The 17,191-nt window shown below is 60.1% G+C and carries 12 protein-coding genes; 6 read left to right on the forward strand and 6 right to left on the reverse strand.

Annotated elements, in window-relative coordinates; genetic code table 11:
* Positions 1-113: 113 nt before the first annotated feature.
* Entirely contained in the window at positions 114-1,832 is a 1,719-nt protein-coding gene (locus HMPREF2765_RS00360) for a S8 family peptidase (RefSeq protein ID WP_049351975.1), read from the reverse strand.
* Between the two features lie 606 nt (positions 1,833-2,438).
* On the opposite strand from HMPREF2765_RS00360, the gene HMPREF2765_RS00365 reads away from it, so the two are divergent.
* Positions 2,439-4,352: a S8 family peptidase gene (locus tag HMPREF2765_RS00365; RefSeq protein ID WP_070604018.1), complete on the forward strand. Its 1,914-nt coding sequence runs from the start codon at positions 2,439-2,441 to the stop codon at positions 4,350-4,352.
* 96 nt (positions 4,353-4,448) lie between these two features.
* Here the strand turns inward: HMPREF2765_RS00365 and HMPREF2765_RS00370 are convergent, their stop codons facing one another.
* From HMPREF2765_RS00370 to HMPREF2765_RS00390, 5 genes are all read right to left on the reverse strand, one after another.
* On the reverse strand, positions 4,449-6,404 hold the full coding sequence (locus HMPREF2765_RS00370; protein ID WP_049351973.1) for a S8 family peptidase: 1,956 nt from the start codon (positions 6,402-6,404) through the stop codon (positions 4,449-4,451).
* 641 nt (positions 6,405-7,045) lie between these two features.
* Positions 7,046-8,191, reverse strand: a complete 1,146-nt coding sequence (gene purM, locus HMPREF2765_RS00375) for a phosphoribosylformylglycinamidine cyclo-ligase (protein ID WP_005504604.1) — start codon at positions 8,189-8,191, stop codon at positions 7,046-7,048.
* A complete protein-coding gene (gene purF, locus HMPREF2765_RS00380; protein WP_049351968.1) occupies positions 8,191-9,942 on the reverse strand; it encodes an amidophosphoribosyltransferase in 1,752 nt (583 codons plus the stop codon). Before purF ends, purM begins: the two co-directional genes overlap by 1 nt.
* A 240-nt stretch (positions 9,943-10,182) precedes the next feature.
* Positions 10,183-10,635, reverse strand: a complete 453-nt coding sequence (locus HMPREF2765_RS00385) for a sterol carrier family protein (protein ID WP_065423878.1) — start codon at positions 10,633-10,635, stop codon at positions 10,183-10,185.
* A gap of 2 nt (positions 10,636-10,637) precedes the next feature.
* Positions 10,638-11,765 carry an asparaginase gene (locus tag HMPREF2765_RS00390; RefSeq protein WP_070593822.1) on the reverse strand — a complete coding sequence of 376 codons (1,128 nt, stop codon included), beginning with the start codon at positions 11,763-11,765 and terminating at the stop codon, positions 10,638-10,640.
* 577 nt (positions 11,766-12,342) lie between these two features.
* Between HMPREF2765_RS00390 and HMPREF2765_RS09320 the strand changes: the two genes are divergently transcribed.
* The 5 genes from HMPREF2765_RS09320 to HMPREF2765_RS00415 all read left to right on the forward strand — a co-directional run bounded on the left by HMPREF2765_RS09320 (position 12,343) and on the right by HMPREF2765_RS00415 (position 17,103).
* Complete coding sequence (locus tag HMPREF2765_RS09320) at positions 12,343-12,684, forward strand: hypothetical protein (RefSeq protein ID WP_171840176.1); 342 nt, start codon at positions 12,343-12,345, stop codon at positions 12,682-12,684.
* Positions 12,685-12,835: 151 nt separating this feature from the next.
* Positions 12,836-14,119 carry a phosphoribosylamine--glycine ligase gene (gene purD, locus HMPREF2765_RS00400; protein WP_070604019.1) on the forward strand — a complete coding sequence of 428 codons (1,284 nt, stop codon included), beginning with the start codon at positions 12,836-12,838 and terminating at the stop codon, positions 14,117-14,119.
* 267 nt (positions 14,120-14,386) lie between these two features.
* The gene (locus tag HMPREF2765_RS00405) at positions 14,387-15,313 is read left to right on the forward strand and encodes a phosphoribosylaminoimidazolesuccinocarboxamide synthase (protein WP_049343179.1); all 927 of its coding nucleotides are present in this window, start codon (positions 14,387-14,389) and stop codon (positions 15,311-15,313) included.
* Positions 15,314-15,782: 469 nt separating this feature from the next.
* On the forward strand, positions 15,783-16,115 hold the full coding sequence (locus HMPREF2765_RS00410; RefSeq protein ID WP_012902899.1) for a hypothetical protein: 333 nt from the start codon (positions 15,783-15,785) through the stop codon (positions 16,113-16,115).
* Positions 16,116-16,200: 85 nt separating this feature from the next.
* The gene (locus tag HMPREF2765_RS00415; protein WP_044150122.1) at positions 16,201-17,103 is read left to right on the forward strand and encodes a hypothetical protein; all 903 of its coding nucleotides are present in this window, start codon (positions 16,201-16,203) and stop codon (positions 17,101-17,103) included.
* Positions 17,104-17,191 lie beyond the last annotated feature (88 nt).

Below are 17,191 nucleotides of genomic sequence, written 5' to 3' on the forward strand. Positions count from 1 at the left end.
TATAGCGTCCAAGTTTCGGGGCGCAGTTCAAAAACTCAACGGGGGCTTTTTGTATATATTTGGCCTTTCAGAAGCCTATTGGCTCACCGGCTTCCGAGCTGGCAACATACCGATTACTGACCGGGAATCAGACCGCCGGGAGTAATCAGGAACGGCGGGTTGTGGTTAACAGCCGGGTTGGTCACGTAACCAACACGTGCCGCACGGGTCGGGTGCTTGGGTGCACGCTTCGGCCAGGGCTTCGCAACAGGGTTCGGGTCCTTCTTGCCCTGCACCATAGCCAGCGCGCTCGCCGCGTTCACAATGCCGGAGCCGCAAGCGTTCACATCGCAGGTGAGCGGCTTGGAGCTCTGCTTCAGAATCTGCTTTGCACGCTCAGCGGTCAGCGAGGGATCCACCGACTTCATCAGCGCAATCACGCCAGCAACCTGGGGTGCAGCCATGGAGGTGCCGTCGTACTCGGTGTAGCCTGCGCCGGTGGACACGGTGGTGCCCAGATCCACGGTGGACATGATGCCGCTACCGGGGGCGCTCACATCAACGAGCTTGCCGTAGTTGGAGAAGTCGCTACGCTTACCGTCCTGGTCGGTAGCACCCACCACGATCGAACCGCCACAGTTAGCCGGAGCAACCTTGGAGGTGTCCTGACCGTCGTTGCCGGCAGCGACAACGAGAATCGCGCCGCGCTTGTTCACCTCAGCAATAGCCTTGGAGTAGGTAGCGGGGCAGGTGCCCTCGCCACCGAGGGAGAGGTTAATGATCTTGGCGGGGTTGGAGTTCGCGGGAACGCCCTCAACGGTGCCGCCGGCTGCCCAAACCATTGCATCCGCAATGTCGGAGTCGTAGCCGCCGCACATGCCCAGGGCACGCACCGGCAGAATCTTGGTGGAGGGCGCCACGCCGACGATACCGCGCTTATTGTTCATAATCGCCGCGATGGATCCTGCAACGTGGGTGCCGTGCCAGTTCGACTCGCTTGCCTCAGAGTAGGCATCGCAGACGCCCGCTTCTTCCCAGTTGCCCTGGTCGGTCGGGTCGGAGTCGCGGCCGTTACCGTCGCGTGCGATGGAGGGCTCGGTGATGAAGTCGTAGCCGGGCAGAACGTTAGCGTCCAGGTCGGGGTGCTTGACGATGCCGGAGTCAATCACGGCAACGGTCACGCCAGCGCCCTGGGCGGTCTTCCACGCCTCGGGGGCTGCCAGGCCCTTGGTGCCGTGCAGGTTCCACTGCTGCGGGTAGAGGGTGTCGTTCGGTGCCACAACCTGGTCCGATGCCTGCGCAGCCTTGGCAACCTGAGCCACCTTGGAGGTAGCGGCGCCACGAGCGCGTGCGTTCGAGCGGCGCAGCAGGTCGGGCTCAACCGATGCGACGGAGGGGTTGGAGCTCAGAGTCGCCATGTACTTCTCCGCCTGCTCTGCGGTGAGCTTGGAGGAGACGGTCACCACGGTCGCCTTCTGGGCGGTGGTGCGTACGTAGCTGGTCTTGACCTTCAGCAGCTCGTCGATGCTCTTCACATCGGAGCTGATGCCCGCATAGAGAGCATCGCTCCAGGTGGCGACCTGGGTGCCTGCGGGGCTTGCCCAGTTGATGCCACCGGCATTCAGGGCGCTGTCGGTGTAGGTGATGACGAAGCGGTTGAAGCCTGCCTTCTGCTGCTCGGAGCTGAGGGAGGATATGGTGGTGTGTGCCTTGGCACGTTCGGCGCCGTTAGCCTTGGCGGGTGCCGCGAAGGATGCGGGGGTGCCCAGGGTCGCGACGAGTGCTGCGGCGGTGCCCAGGCTCAGCGCGGCGCGAGCGATGCGGCGCGGTGAGGGGTGAGTGGTAAAAGACATCGGGGTCCTTTGCGTATGTGAGTGCCGGAAGCGGCAAGTGGGTTGGTCATCCACTCACATAAATGCACCTTTGAGAAAATATTTGTATTCTTTTGTGTATTTGCTTGTGAGGAGCGAATAGAAAAAGAAAATGCACATCACTGCATTGATGTGTATTTTTCTCTAAACTCCCGTGCGGGAGCTCTTCGGAAGTGGTTTATGTGGTGAGATATCGCTATCCTAGCACCTTTTCCTATGTTTGGCGGGGCTAAAACTCGATAGTGTGGCGTAAATAATGAGATTTTTCTTTCATGTAAATGCAGATAAAGAAATGCCTAGTCGGAATATTCTCGCGACTTAAAGTAGTGATTTAAGTTTTACTCATCTATGCATAAAATGACCTGCATCACAAAGGTTATTTTATTCATAAAGTAACTGAAAAAGGGTGCTAGAGTATCTCACGGTGCGTACCCGTGCACGCACATTGTGGAACCACTTCACAGCACACACAATGCACCAACACCTCACTCTTCCGTATTCACTCGTACCGAGCACACGCCCTCAACGCGAGACGGCAACGCTACGCCGCATCGTGCGCACCCGGTACCACTCACCTCAAGGACGTCCATGCTTCGCATTGCTCGCCCCTCGCAGGCACGCTCCTCACAGCGTTCCCTGCTGAGCTTCGTCACCGCAACCTGCCTGCTCTCGGCAAGCGTGATCCCCGCCGTGGCGGCACCCACCGCGCAGGCCACCCACGCAACCCAGGCTTCTGCGGCGGCACAGGCTTCTAACACCACCCAGTCCGCGCCCGTGGCATACAACCGCTTCATCATCACTTACACCGATGAGGCGAAGAACGCCGCCTCCACCGATGCCACCGCAGATCAGATTGACTGGTCCGCAGCCGCCGGTACCCAGCAGGCAACCTGGAACGACGCACTCTACGCGGGCATCACCTCCGAGGTGCAGAGCATTGACGAGCTGCTGAACATTAAGACCAGCTACGTCCGCTCCACCGCGCTGGACGCCAGCGTGGTCACCACCTCCGCAGAGCTCACCCCCGCTCAGGCCCAGCAGTACATGGACGCCCTGAGCGCGAACTCCAAGGTCGCCTCCGTGTCGCCCGATATGCGCCGCTACGCTACCGTGGATAACACCTCGGAGACCGTCAAAATCAACGACCCGAAGATGAACCGCATGTGGTCCCTCACCGGTGAGAAGGGCGTCTCCGCGCTGGAGGCGTGGGGCACCACCCGCGGCAAGGGTGTGACCGTGGCGGTGCTGGACTCCGGCATTACCGCCCACCCGGACCTGGACGCTAACGTGCTGCCCGGCTACGACTTTATTGCCGAGTCGGCGTTCTCCAACGATGGTAACGGCCGCGACTCCGACCCGACCGATGCCGGCAACTGGACCGTAGATAACCAGTGCTTCACCGGTTCGAAGGCGACCGCCTCCGACTGGCACGGCACCCACGTGGCGGGCACCATTGCCGCTATCGCGAACAATAACGAGGGCATTGCCGGCGTGGCACCCGAGGCGAAGATCGTGCCCGTGCGCGTTCTGGGCGCCTGCGGCGGCTTCGACTCGGACATCACCGACGGCATTATTTGGGCTGCCGGTGGTAGTGTGCGCGGTGTCCCCGCAAACCAGAACCCCGCCCAGGTCATTAACATGTCCATCGGTAGCGAGGGCACTTGCACCACCCCGTACCGCCAGGCGATTGCTCAGGCGAATAAGCGCGGCTCCATCGTGGTCGTCGCAGCGGGTAACAACAACTTTGATGCCTCGAAGTCCAGCCCCGGCAACTGCGAGGACGTCATTAACGTGGGCGCAACCGATAAGAACGGCAAGCGCTCCTACTTCTCCAACTACGGCTCCCGCGTGGACGTGAGCGCGCCCGGTGGCGACCGCCGCTACTGGGGTGGCGGTATTCTCTCCACCCTGAACGCCGGTAAGACTGCTCCCGGTAAGGCTGATTACGCCGAGTACCAGGGCACTTCCATGGCGGCACCGCATGTTGCCGGTATTGTGGCGCTCATGAAGTCGGTCGACCCGAAGCTGACGTACGCTCAGGCGAAGAAGGCCCTGCAGTCCACCTCTCAGGGCGTTGAGTGCGACCAGTCCGCGTGCGGTTCCGGCATTGTGAATGCGGCACGCGCGGTTCAGCAGGTCCGCTCCGACCGTGAGGCTGCGGATGCTGCCGCGGCACGCAAGAAGGCTGAGGAGGAAGCCGCACGTAAGAAGGCGGCTGAAGAGGCGGCACGCAAGAAGGCTGAGGAGGACGCTAAGCGTCAGCAGGCCCCCGCACCGAAGGTAACCCCTGCACCGAAGGTGACCCCGGCTCCGAAGGCCAGGACCCGCCCGTCCCGCCCGGTGACTCGCCCCTCCTACCCGTCGCGTCCGCGTCACGGCCACACCCCGCGTTACCGCTCCTGGTACGGTGCATCTGCGAACACCTACCCGAGCAGTACTTACCCGAACAATGGCTACCTGAACAATGGTTACTTGGGCTTCGCGACCGGTAATCACCGCTAGTCAAAACTGATTTTAGATACGAAAAGCCCCCGATGAGTTCTTTCATCGGGGGCTTCGCTCTGCCCGTGAACCGGGTCTGGCTACGCTATGGGTAGCTTAGTGCTGCTCGTCTGCCTCGCGGGGCTTCTGCGCGGGGTTGGTGACCAGCGGTTCGTCCTGGGTGACGGGCTCGGCGTCACCGTTCAAGTCGTAGACCTGGGCATCTTCGGGGATTTCCATGGCGGGCGCGCCGGGAATTCGGTCGTAGTCGCCGGTGAGGCTCTCGCCGTTGGCTCCTGCCGTGAGAGCTTCTGCTGTCGCCTCGGCTGCCTCGTCGGTGGCGGCCCTGTCTGCAATCTTGGTGTTGGACGCTCCGGCGCTCAGGCCCTTAGAAATAATCTTGCGCGGTCGCAGGTAGGTCACCCTACCGTTCGCGTCCAGGTTTCCAGCCTTTTTAGCCAGGTTGAAGCTGTTGATAATACCTCGGCTGCAGAAATACTTATCGCACTTGATGCGGTTTCCCCCCGCGAGGGTGAACGCCTCCTCGACCTGCTTAGTGGTCATGGAGGTGCCGTTGACCAGCTGCTGCGCCAGCAGAGCGGAGACGTGCGGTGCCGACATGGAGGTGCCGCTCTCATAGTCGTAGCTGAACTTAGTGTTATCAGGGCGGTCGAGGCTGTTCATGGACAGGGTGAGGATGTTTTCACCCGGTGCCGAGATGTTAACCCTCGTGCCGTAGTTCGAGAATGATGCTCGCGTGCCAGCCTTGGTGGTTGCACCAACCGTGATGACGCCCATGCAGTTGGCGGGCGCGTACTTGGACGCCTCCGTGTTGCCGTTACCTGCCGCAGCGACCACGATTGCGCCCTTGGAGCGTGCAATGTTGATGGCGCGCTGGTAAGCGGCGGGGCACGTGGTTACGGTGCCGATGGACATATTGATGATCTTGGCGGGGTAGGCGTTGTCCGGTACTCCGTCAACGTGTCCGCCGGCAGCCCAGATGATGGCGTCGGCAATGTCTGAGGTGCGGCCACCGCATCGGCCCAGTACGCGCACAGGCTGCACGCGGGCGAGGTCGGCAACGCCGACGATGCCCATGCGGTTATTGCCTCGGGCACCGATAATGCCGGCAACGCTGGTGCCGTGCCAGGTGGAGGTGTGGGCGTTCGCCTGGTCCTTGCAGAGGTTGTAGGGCGCGTAGTCGCCTTCATCCCTGGGGTTGGGGTCGCGGCCGTCGCCGTCGCGGGCGCTGAGCGGGTCGCTGACGAAATCGTAGCCGTTCGCCATGCCGGTGACCAGGTCGGGGTGCGGCACATAGCCGGTGTCGAGTACGGCGACCTTCACGTATGCGCCGCGGCGCAGGCGTGCGTTACCGGTGTTCTGAACGCCGGTGGTGGGGTTGGTGAGGTTCCACTGCTTGCTGTACTGCGGGTCGTTGAACTGGAAGGTGATGTCGCCCTCTGCGGCGGGGTAGTTGATGTAGTCGGGCTCGACGGAGGCTACGTCCGGGTCGGAGGCGACCTTCGCCATGAACTCCTTCGCCTCGTTTTTGTTGAGGGTTTTGGAGGTCTGGATGACGGCGTCATCGGTGGAGGTGTTGTGCAGGAACTTGGTATCGACGTTCAGCGCTTCGCTGACGACCTCGACGGTGTCCATGATGTCGTCAACAATGCCGCGGACTGCGTCCCAGTCGCCGTCGCGCTGCATTTTACGCTGCTTGGCTTCGTTGGTGTAGGTGACGATGAATCGGTCGAACACCTGCTGGGGGAGCGTTCCGGGTGCCGCCGCGGTGGGGGTGTTGGGGCGTGCCGCGCCGTTGCGCGCGAGGGTGAGGGGGCTGACGGGACCTTCGATCTGGGGTGCCGCCTGAGCTGCTGCCAGGATGGCTTCGTCGCTGGGTGCCTGCGCGAGGACGGCGGGCAGGTCGCCTCCGAAGAGGATGGCGCTGGCGGCGAGCAGGCTCAGTGCTGCGCGTGCGGGGTGCTTGCGGCGGCGGTTATCGGTGCGGCAGTTATCGGGGTAGCGGCGAGGAGGTGTTTCGGTGCGCTGCGCGCCGAAGTATGGAAGCCTCATCTGGTTCTCCTGATGTAGGTGGTATGCGGACTGTGTGATGTGTACTGGTGTTTCCGTCTGTAGGTGCGCGAGGTGCGTATAGGGTTTTTACGGGGCAGTAAAAGAGGCCTTTTTGGGCGCGCTGAAGTAATGAATGGGGTGAGGGAATAGCGTTTCTTTGACCCTTTTTGCGTACCGGAAGAACTCTTTTTGGACGGTGTGCAACGTACATTTCTAAGGTATCACTTCAAGGTGAACTTGAGGGATTTTTGAGGTGCTTTTCACGGGTTAATGTACAGAAAATCAACCTCTGGAGGCTGAATAGCACCCAATGAATGAGAGTTTATATAAGTAAAGCTTGAGGGTTGGAATATGCGAGGCAGGATATGCGGTACCTCTTGCTGATAGGGGAGAAAAATAAATGTTTTAACACTATGGTGTAAGCACTAGAATGCATTAAAAATGCAATTGATAGCAAAAAATAAAAATAGCCCAAAATACGCGTGAAAATAAATAAAAAGCTGGCATCAAACACACGGGACAACGCGCACCGCCGGTAGACACACACAGACCGGGGCGGCCACCGCATGGGTGACCGCCCCGGTCTATAGAATCATCAGCACCAGCAAGCTGGCGCTCGCTACCTACTGGAGAAAGCGTCCTTAGGAAGCGTAGGAGCCCAGCAGGCGAACCGCTCCGCCGTCCACGCCCTTAGCTCCCTGAACGTAATCGGGGTTGTTAGCCTCGGGCTCGCCGGCGGCAACAACGTCACCCATAATCCAGGAGGGGATGCCGCGGTCGTTCAGGCGCTTGGTAGCGGCCTCAGCCACGGAGGGATCAACGATAGCAATCATGCCCACGCCCAGGTTCAGGGTGCGCTCCAGATCGGCCAGGGGCACGTTGCCCAGCGAACCGATCAGGGAGAAGATTGCAGGAATCTGCCAGGTGGAGCGGTCCACGCGACCCTCCAGGCCCTGGGGCAGAACGCGAGCCAGGTTAGCAGCCAGGCCGCCGCCGGTCACGTGGGAGAAGCCGCGTACACCGCTGCCGGTGGTTCCGTCTTCGCCGTTGACGGGGAATGCTGCCGCCAGGTCCAGGCAGTCTGCAGCGTACACGCGGGTGGGTTCGAGCAGCTCTTCACCGATGGTGCGGCCCAGCTCGTCCACCTGACGCTCCAGACCCCAGCCGGCAACGTTCAGGACCTTGCGGACCAGGGAGTAGCCGTTGGAGTGAATACCGGAGGATGCCATAGCAATCAGCACGTCGCCCTCACGTACGCGCTCGGGACCGAGCAGCTCGTCAGCCTCGACCAGACCGGTTGCTGCGCCCGCAACGTCGTACTCGTCTTCTGCGAGCAGGCCGGGGTGCTCAGCGGTTTCGCCGCCAACCAGGGCGGTACCAGCCTGTGCACATGCGCCAGCGATACCGCGCACAATGTCAGCGATACGTTCGGGAACGACCTTGCCAGTGGCAATGTAGTCGGTCATGAACAGCGGCTTCGCACCGCAGACCACGATGTCGTCCACGACCATGCCGACCAGGTCGTAACCGATGGTGTCGTGAATATCGAGTGCCTGCGCGATAGCGACCTTGGTACCCACACCGTCGGTGGAGGTAGCCAGGTAGGGCTTGCGGTACTTGACGAGCTCGGAGACGTCGTACAGGCCCGCGAAGCCGCCCACGCCACCAACGACGGAGGAGTTGTGGGTCGCCTTGATAGCGCCCTTCATCAGCTCAACGGCGCGATCGCCAGCCTCTACGTCAACACCTGCGCTCGCGTAGGTTACGGTGGTGGTGTTCTCGCTCATTAGGATTCCTTCGGGGTAGCGGTAGCGGAGGAGTTTGCGGGGATGCGGTCCTGCTCGGTGAGCAATGCCTCGAGGTCGGCGTCGGGGCCGGGGTTGCACATGCCCATACCGGCGTCGTCTGCGGCAACCTGTACTGCGGAGAGATCGAACTTCGTTTCGAGAGTTTCGGTGCCTTCGCGGGTCTCAATGGAGACGGCCTCAGCATGCTCAGGCTTGGAGGGGACGGGGCGCTCCACGGTCACCTCAGCTGCCTTACCGGCGAGGGGTCCGCCCTTGCCCTTCTCCGAGGAGTCGAAGAGGGACTTGCCGCGTCGTTCCTCGCTCGGCAACTCAATCGGGTATTTGCCGGTGAAGCATGCGGTGCACATGTTTTCGGCGGGCTGCTCGGTGGCTGCCATCATGCCGTCCTGAGAGATGAAGCCGAGCGAATCGGCACCCAGGGAGGACGCGATTTCGTCCACGGACAGACCGTTCGCAATCAGCTCCGCACGGGAGGCGAAGTCAATACCGTAGAAGCAAGGCCACTTCACGGGCGGGGAGGAGATGCGCACGTGCACTTCCTTCGCGCCAGCTTCGCGGAGCATACGCACGAGCGCGCGCTGGGTGTTACCGCGAACGATGGAGTCGTCAATAACGACGAGGCGCTTGCCAGCAACCACGGACTTGAGCGGGTTCAGCTTCAGACGGATACCGAGCTGGCGGATAGTCTGCGAGGGCTGAATGAAGGTTCGGCCCACGTAGGCGTTCTTGACCAGGCCGTTACCGTAGGGAATGCCGGACTCTTCGGCGTAACCAATAGCAGCCGGAACACCGGATTCGGGAGTGGGCATGACCAGGTCAGCTTCAACAGCGTGTTCGCGGGCAAGCTGACGGCCCATTTCTACGCGGGATTCGTAGACGCTACGGCCGGAGATGGTGGTGTCCGGGCGAGCGAGGTAAACGTACTCGAAGACGCAACCGGCGGGCTTAGCTTTTGCGAAACGCTGGGAACGCAGACCGTTCTCATCAATGGTGATGAGCTCGCCGGGCTCCACTTCACGCACGAAGGACGCACCGACAATATCAAGTGCCGCGGTTTCGGATGCGACAACCCAGCCACGCTCCAGACGACCGAGCACGAGGGGGCGTACACCCTGCGGGTCGCGTGCAGCGTAGAGGGTGTGCTCATCCATGAAGGTGAGGCAGAAAGCACCGCGAAGGGTCGGCAATAGGTCGAGTGCTGCTTCTTCGAGGGAGTCGAAGTCGTGCTCCGCCAGCAGGGCGGTGACGAGTGCGGTGTCGGTGGTGTTGCCCTGGGCGAGTTCGCCGTGCTTGGGGGGCTTGCCGCCGTTCTTTTCAATCAGACGCTCGTAGAGGTCTGCCGAGTTGGTGAGGTTACCGTTGTGCGCCAGGCAGAGCGTACCGTGCGGGGTGGTACCGAGAGTCGGCTGTGCGTTAGCCCAGTGGGATGCGCCGGTGGTGGAGTATCGGGCGTGGCCGATAGCGTGGTCGCCGGGCATGGAACTGAGGGTGGCTTCGTCAAAGACCTGGGAGACCAGTCCCATATCTTTGTACACGTGGATGCGTTTGCCGTTACTGGTTGCGATACCTGCTGATTCCTGGCCGCGGTGCTGGAGCGCGTACAGGCCGTAGTAGGTTAGCTTTGCCACGTCCTCGCCGGGAGCCCAGACACCGAAGACGCCGCAGGCGTCCTTGGGGCCGTGGTCAATTGGATCGAGGTCGTGAGTGAGTTTTCCGTCGGGGCGAATCAATTCACTTCTTTTCGACGATGGGACTGCGGATGCGTCTGTGCAAGCGCAAGATTAGGGCGTGTTGCCGCACTCACACCTGCCTGTGTGTGCCGTAGCATACACCAGACCTTTAAAAGTGTACCGGGTTTCGGAGCCGATGCGGTGAAAGATGCGCTAAATACCTCAGGATGGACCACTAGAACAGGCACCAAACACGCCAAATCACGAAAACTGCGTGGACCTGTGAGCTCGTAGCGAATTCTAGAAGAGCGGCAACAAACCCGAAAGGTCACTACGCTCACCCGACGCATCCAGCGCACCGGCACTCACCGCCTGCGCCCACGAACAGGCACCCAGAACCAGCGCCGCCCACACGAGTGGACGCGCCTCCACCACGGACGGCGGGGTACCGCGCGTATGGCGAGGACCCGCCACGCACTGGGTCACGCCCAGCGGGGGTACGCGCACCTCCACACTATTGCCGGGGGCGAGGGTTGCCAGCTCCTCCAGGGTGAAGCGCACAAAGGTAGCGCGCACCGGGCGGGGGAGCGCGGCAAACGCCTGCTCCACCTCGGGGCTGTTCAGCAGGTACTCGCCTCGGGCATGCGAATCTGCAAGTTCACCGGCTGCCGCACGCTGCGCCTCAAAGAAGGCACGCACTTCGCGTACCGCCGCCATGCCCGCTTCTTCGCTAGTCTTACGTCGAATCGCCACAACTAGTTCCCTTCCTGGGTACCGAGAGTCAGATTCTCGCGAGTGAAGAGCTCCTCATGTACGCGCAGCTCACCCACCACAACAGGCTTGCCGTCCACGTAACCGCCGGTCACCGGGCGAACCACCAGCGCGAGTAGGCGCTCGCATTCCTCGGCGCTCAGGTAGCCGCCAGCAACAAGAGCACGCAGAGCCACGACGTACATGGCGCGGTGCGAACCGTCGCTCATCTTCACCACCACGGACGCGCCCGAACGCAGACCAATGCAGAGCACACCCTCCGCGCCGCCCTTGACGATTGCGTCCAGTTCTTCGCTGAGCACGGTGTCGGGGGAGCCGGGCGCCTGAATCAGTTCGGGGTAATCCACCATGGCGGTCGCGACCGTGGAGGCGCGCGCATCCGCCCCGAGGTTGCGGATTGCCGAGCCGAGGGTCGAGTAGGCGCGTGCGGCACCGGCCAGGGAGACGGCGTGCACGGGTGCGCCGCAACCGTCAACGCCGATGGCGACTACCGGCTCGCCGGTGAACGCCTCAATTTCTTCGGTGATGACCTGCTGCAGCGGGTGTGCGGGGTCGAGGTAGTTGTGCAGGGTCCAGTTCTGCGAGCCCTCTTCAAGGTCGCCGCGCTCAAGCTTGGCGGTGCACGCCCACAGGAATGCGGCGTGCTTGCCGGAGCAGGGGTGCGCCAGGGCAGTAGCGGCGAGGTTCGCCTGAGTCATTGCCTGGCGTGCCTGCTTATCGGCAGGGAGCGTGGGCTTGAGCGCCAGGTTTGCCGGGGTGAGCGGGTTGGTTTCGGTGCTGCCCTGGGTGAGCACGTCCTGTACGGCGCGCATCTGCTCGAAGGTGCCGCGGTGCGAACCGCAGGCGATGGCGACCTGGGAACCGCGCAGGGGTGCGCCCGCCTTCATAGATCCGATGGCTTGCAACGGCTTAGCGGCGGAGCGCAGGTAGAAGGGCTCGTGAATATCACCGAGGGCAAGCTGTACATCGCCGTCGGGGTTGAGCAGGATGAGGCGGCCGCGGTGTCGTGCCTCAATGAGGTTGTTGCGGGTGAGTTGCGCGAGTTCTACGTCGAAGGCGCTACTGGGGTTGGTGGTGTGAGTGGTTGCCTGTGGGGTGGTGCTGTTGGTCATTCTTCTAGTTTAAACGGGGCATGCGGCTTGACCCTATTCGTGCTTAGTGGTGCGGAGCTAGGATGGGCTGGCGCGGTCGAAGGAGAGCCGTGTGAAGAGATTCACGCCCACTACGGGTTGAAGCTATGAGTAACTCATTTTTATAATTGAAGGGTGCTCAAGCGCAACAGGAAATACTAAGGTACGTGAGCGAGGCACAGCCCGCACGAACCGAAAGACCTGACCCGCGCACCGCATAGGACCGACCACGATTGACGCCCGACGAACCATTCTGGCGCCTCGACGTACCGCCTCATGAACATGGCGATGACCAAGGCAGCGGCAGATGAGCAAAACCCCACCCCGTCAATCGATGAGCTATGAGTGTATCCACGGTTCATCATCTCTGACATGCCCCAATATGCAGTCTGAGAACGGGCGTAATGTATCCAGTACGCAATTGATGCAGTCCCGGGGCCTCTATATCTAGGCGAAACTAGTTAGACGTGACCCGGTACGAGTATGCATCGCTTAATGCCCCTTACCCCTCAACTCACTCTTGATTGGTGAGCGGCAAACCATGTAAAGGAGTACATCCATGGCAGAGCAGAACAACACCTCCGCAAACACCTCCGCACAGAACGTCTCCCCCAAGGGTGGCGTGGGCGTGGATTCTGAATTCCACGCAAAGTTCTTCCCCATCCTGGCTCGCGTTGCTTCTGTGACCGCAGTGCTCATGTATGTCTTCTACTTCCCGCAGATTATCGGTAACCTGAACGGTCACAAGGGTGACTGGATCCAGCCGCTGGTCGCTGCGGTGAACTGCACCCTGTGGGTTCTGTACGGTCTGTGGCGCCCCAAGAAGGATGTTCCGATTATCATCGCGAACCTCCCGGGTATTGTCTTCGGTGGTGTGGCTGCCATTACCGCCCTCATCTAGTGCTTTTAGCTTGATTCGGTAGCTTCGGTTACCGCGCTGTGCGGCTCTTCTCTAGCGTGCATTCTTACGAATGTGCCGCTACATGAGAAGAGCCGCATTTTTAGTGAGCCCAGCTCACGTTTTTAGAGTGATACCGGGTACCCTGAATAGCATGAAGGTTTTGGTACTGGGCCCCGGCGGCCGCGAACACGCAATTATTCGAGCGCTTCTGCGCGACCCTGAGGTAACCGAGGTGCACAGCGCCCCCGGCAACGCCGGCATTGCCCAGGATGTTCCCGTCCATGCAATTGATGCGAATGACCCCGCCCAGGCAACCGCCCTGGCACGCGAACTGAACGCCGACCTGGTCGTTATTGGCCCGGAGGCGCCCCTGGTCGCCGGTGTTTCTGACGCGCTGCGTGAGGCGGGTTTTGATGTTTTCGGCCCCTCCGCAGCTGCTGCACAGCTGGAGGGTTCTAAGGCTTTCGCTAAGCAGGTCATGGAAGAGGCTTCCGTGCCGACTGCCCGCGCTTACGTGGCAACGAACGCCGCTGAGGCGCAGGCGGCACTGGACGAGTTCGGTGCACCCTACGTGGTGAAGGACGACGGCCTGGCTGCGGGTAAGGGCGTTGTGGTGACCGAGGACCGCACCGCGGCACTGGAGCACGCTCAGGCTTGCTTCAACGCCGGCGGCACCGTGGTCATCGAAGAGTTCCTGGACGGCCCCGAGGTGTCCCTCTTCGTCATCTCTGACGGTAAGAACGTTCTGCCGCTGTCCCCGGCGCAGGACTTCAAGCGCATTTTCGACAACGACGAGGGCCCGAACACCGGCGGTATGGGCGCCTACACCCCGCTTCCCTGGTTGCCCGAGGGCTTCGTGCAGGAGGTCGTGGAGAAGGTTGCCCGCCCGACCGTGGCTCGTATGGCTGAGCGCGGCACCCCGTTCGTGGGTGTGCTCTTCTGCGGCCTGGCTGTGACCAGCCGCGGCGTGCGCGTTATCGAGTTCAACGCCCGCTTTGGCGACCCGGAAACCCAGGCGGTTCTGGCGCGTCTGCGCACCCCGCTGGGTCAGCTGCTGCGTGCGGCTGCTCGCGGTGAAATTTCTGAGGGTACCGAGCTGGATTGGGATCCCCGCACCGCAGTGGACGTGGTTATGGCTGCTGAGAACTACCCTGACACTCCCCGCAAGGGTGATGTTATCTCCGGTCTGGATGAGGCGAATGCTCTGGAGGGCGTGCACGTGATTCACGCGGGTACCGTGGTTTCCGGCGAAGAGATTCACACCGCTGGCGGTCGTGTGCTGGCTGTTGTGGCGCTCGGTGAGAACCTGGGCGCTGCCCGCGCCGCCGCCTACGAGGGTGTTCGCGCTATCTCTTGGGCTGGCGCGCAGTACCGCACCGATATCGCGCTGAAGGCTGTGGAGAATCGCATCCAGATTCCCGCCCCGCGCGGCTAAAACCTAAGGTGACCGGCTTCCCCGCTTGAGGGTGGGGGAGCCGGTCGCTTCTTTGCCACTCGCTTCTTAGCTTTGTGCCGCCTCAGCTTTTCCCGGGTTCATTTCCTCAGCTCGGGGTGCTGTCGGCGGCGACCGGGGTAGGTTGGGCTCTCAAGATTGTGCCGTATTGATGACTGATGGCACTATCGGGAGCCGTGCCTGTCGCGGTATTGTAATTACACAGACTTTTTGCATCCACATCACACCACCTCATCAGGAGAAATTCTCATGACTTCTCGTTCTAACCCCGTGGAAATCCCGGGCTGGACTCACATTTATTCCGGTAAGGTCCGCGACCTGTACGTTCCGAATGAGGAACGTTTTGACGCTACCGGCTTGACCGTCAATGATGACGCTGAGCTCCGTGCCGGTTCGGTCATGGTTGTTGCCTCGGACCGTATTAGCGCTTTTGACCGTATTCTGCCCACCGAGATCCCGGATAAGGGCAAGATTCTGACTCAGATGTCCCTGTGGTGGTTTGAGCAGCTTAAGCAGGTTCCGAACCACGTGCTGTCCACTGACGTTCCGGATGTTGTGGCTGGTCGAGCAATGATTTGCCGCTCCCTGAACATGTTCCCGGTGGAATGCATTGTGCGCGGTTACCTGACCGGTTCGGGTTTGGCTGTGTACAACGAGACTGGTGAGATTGCTGGCGTGAAGTTGCCTGCGGGTCTGGTGGATGGTTCCCGCCTGGACACCCCGATTTTCACTCCGACCGGTAAGGCTGAGGTGGGTGAGCATGATGAGCTGGTGACCCGTGAGGAGCTGTACGCTGAGGTGGGTCAGCCGGTGGGTGAGCGCCTGGAGGAGCTGAGCCTGAGCCTGTACACCACTGCGGAGAAGATTGCTCGCGAGCAGGGCATTATTCTGGCGGATACCAAGATGGAGTTCGGTACTGATTCGTACCGTGGCGAGATCACCCTGGGTGATGAGGTTCTGACCCCGGATTCTTCGCGTTTCTGGGACGCTCAGCAGTACGAGCCGGGTCACGCTCAGCCGAGCTTTGATAAGCAGTATGTGCGTGACTGGCTGCGTTCACCGGAGGCGGGTTGGGACGGTTCGGATAACGTGCCGCACCTGCCTGAGGAGGTTGTGGAGAAGACTCGTGCCCGTTACGTTGAGGCGTATGAGCGTCTGACCGGCACGAAGTTCTAAACTCAATATTTCGGGCTGAAATAAGTCTTTGAGATAGCTAAAGGGCGGTGCCCCGGAAGGTCATTCTTCCGGGGCACCGCCCTTAGCTATGTGGGGTTATGGGGTTGAGGGGCGAAGCTTAGCCGTTGCGCTTGTCTTTGTTGTGTGTATTCATCGGGAGTGCCTTTAGAAGACTAAATTTTCCTGGATTTATCTTAATACGGTACGAACAACCATATATATATGTGATTTAAATCACTGCTAGGCGATGCAGATTTTCATTGCATCTAAATATAGAGCCTTGCTATGATTCTTTTACCGTCTAACAAGTTGCGTTTTTTATATAAAACGCAATAAGTCACATATGCAAGTTGCATGATCCCCTTTATGCGGTGAATCGATGTAAATAGTTATATGTCGACAAGATGGTATATCCACTCATGGGGGTCAGTAATTTCAGACTCCTACCTAAGCAATAAGGAGATTCGCTATGTCGCGTTCTACTTTTGTCCGTGCGGTGTCCGCAATCGGCGTTGCTGCCGCTTTGTCGGTTGGGGCAGCTCTGCCCGCTGCTCACGCTGATTTTCACGCATACGACCATGTTGGTCTCAAGGGTGAACTGGCTCGTTCTGGTTTCAGCAATTTCATCGATGTCCCCGACAATATGCTTTCATCAGCAGCTAACTGGACCGGTGGCCGTCTGAAGGGTGTTAACACTAATTGGTGGGGCAACAATGATACCTTCCGTCTTGGCGCAGGACAGGTGCTTTACTATGTTGGTGATAACGTCAATGACACTACTGATTTTGTAGTTTCCTGGTAATAGGGCACTACATCTGTCAGAGGGTGGGAGCCTACTCATAGGCTCCTACCCTCCCTGTTCCTTACTGTTGAGAAAGGTGAAGTCCATGGCAAAGAAGCCCTTCGCATCCCTCGCCCTTATCGGTATTGCCTGTTGTCTGGGCGTATCGAGTTGCTCCACCACTGTTGAAGTTAAGCAGGACATTCGTAATGTCCTGGCAAGCTACGAGAATCCCTCCCCGGACATTAACGTGGCCCTCGTCAACGAAGTCAAAAAGTGCATGAGCGAGAAGTCCTTCACCTATTCCGGTAGCCAGAACATTATTTACGGTACCTCCATCCATGAACTTGCGATGAGTGGCGCCCACCTCCCCAACGAAGAAGCGGCCACCCAAGGGTACTTGTCCACCCGGCAGGACAACGCTAGCTCCAGCAATGCACCTGCGATGGAAAACCCGGCATACCGGAAAGCGTTCCAAGGTGACCCCCAAGCCGCAGACAGCAAGACCGTCACCATCACGATGAGTAACGGTGCCCAGGTCGGTATGGCAACAGATTCTTGCATCGGACGTGCGGCAGAGGCTGTCTTTGGCTCAGCAGAAAACTACCTCAAGTACACTAACTTCATTAACGAGCTCATCACGGGCGGCTCGAAGAACAACGCGGTAGAAGAAATGGGGAAATACTACCGCGATGACACCACCTACGGTGCCTGCATGAAAGAAAGCGGATACGCAGATATCCAGCACTTCGGAGATGCTCCCAGCTACGCAGAGAAAACCTGGGGTAAGTACAAGGCAGCCAATGCCGCCGCCAATGCGGAAGAGCAGTCCCTCGCTCACGCCGACTACAACTGCCAAAAGTCCACTGGGATTCTGACTAAGGCACAGAATATCTACTACGAAAAGGCCGCGACCTGGCTCAATGAGCATGAGCCGCTCATCCTTGAAGTACGCGATATCGAGCGTCAGGCGCAGGAGCGCGCCGCAGCTCTAGTCAACGGCAACTAGCCGACGGTAACCAGTAAACGCTGATTCCTTGTTGGACATTTTCTAGCGAGAATTTTCTACCGGTCCTCTGCTCTCAACCGCTTTCACC

Origin of the sequence: Rothia sp. HMSC062H08 (assembly GCF_001810775.1) — a bacterium.
In the GTDB taxonomy this organism is placed as follows: domain Bacteria; phylum Actinomycetota; class Actinomycetes; order Actinomycetales; family Micrococcaceae; genus Rothia.

Bases quoted from the DNA above. Each gene is read 5' to 3' on its own strand.
- HMPREF2765_RS00405 (WP_049343179.1), top strand. From the start codon at position 14,387: ATGACTTCTCGTTCTAACCCCGTGGAAATCCCGGGCTGGACTCACATT.
- HMPREF2765_RS00415 (WP_044150122.1), top strand. From the start codon at position 16,201: ATGGCAAAGAAGCCCTTCGCATCCCTCGCCCTTATCGGTATTGCCTGT.
- HMPREF2765_RS00390 (WP_070593822.1), bottom strand. From the start codon at position 11,765: ATGACCAACAGCACCACCCCACAGGCAACCACTCACACCACCAACCCC.
- purM (WP_005504604.1), bottom strand. From the start codon at position 8,191: ATGAGCGAGAACACCACCACCGTAACCTACGCGAGCGCAGGTGTTGAC.
- purD (WP_070604019.1), top strand. From the start codon at position 12,836: ATGAAGGTTTTGGTACTGGGCCCCGGCGGCCGCGAACACGCAATTATT.
- HMPREF2765_RS00410 (WP_012902899.1), top strand. From the start codon at position 15,783: ATGTCGCGTTCTACTTTTGTCCGTGCGGTGTCCGCAATCGGCGTTGCT.
- HMPREF2765_RS00365 (WP_070604018.1), top strand. From the start codon at position 2,439: ATGCTTCGCATTGCTCGCCCCTCGCAGGCACGCTCCTCACAGCGTTCC.
- HMPREF2765_RS00370 (WP_049351973.1), bottom strand. From the start codon at position 6,404: ATGAGGCTTCCATACTTCGGCGCGCAGCGCACCGAAACACCTCCTCGC.
- HMPREF2765_RS09320 (WP_171840176.1), top strand. From the start codon at position 12,343: ATGGCAGAGCAGAACAACACCTCCGCAAACACCTCCGCACAGAACGTC.
- HMPREF2765_RS00360 (WP_049351975.1), bottom strand. From the start codon at position 1,832: ATGTCTTTTACCACTCACCCCTCACCGCGCCGCATCGCTCGCGCCGCG.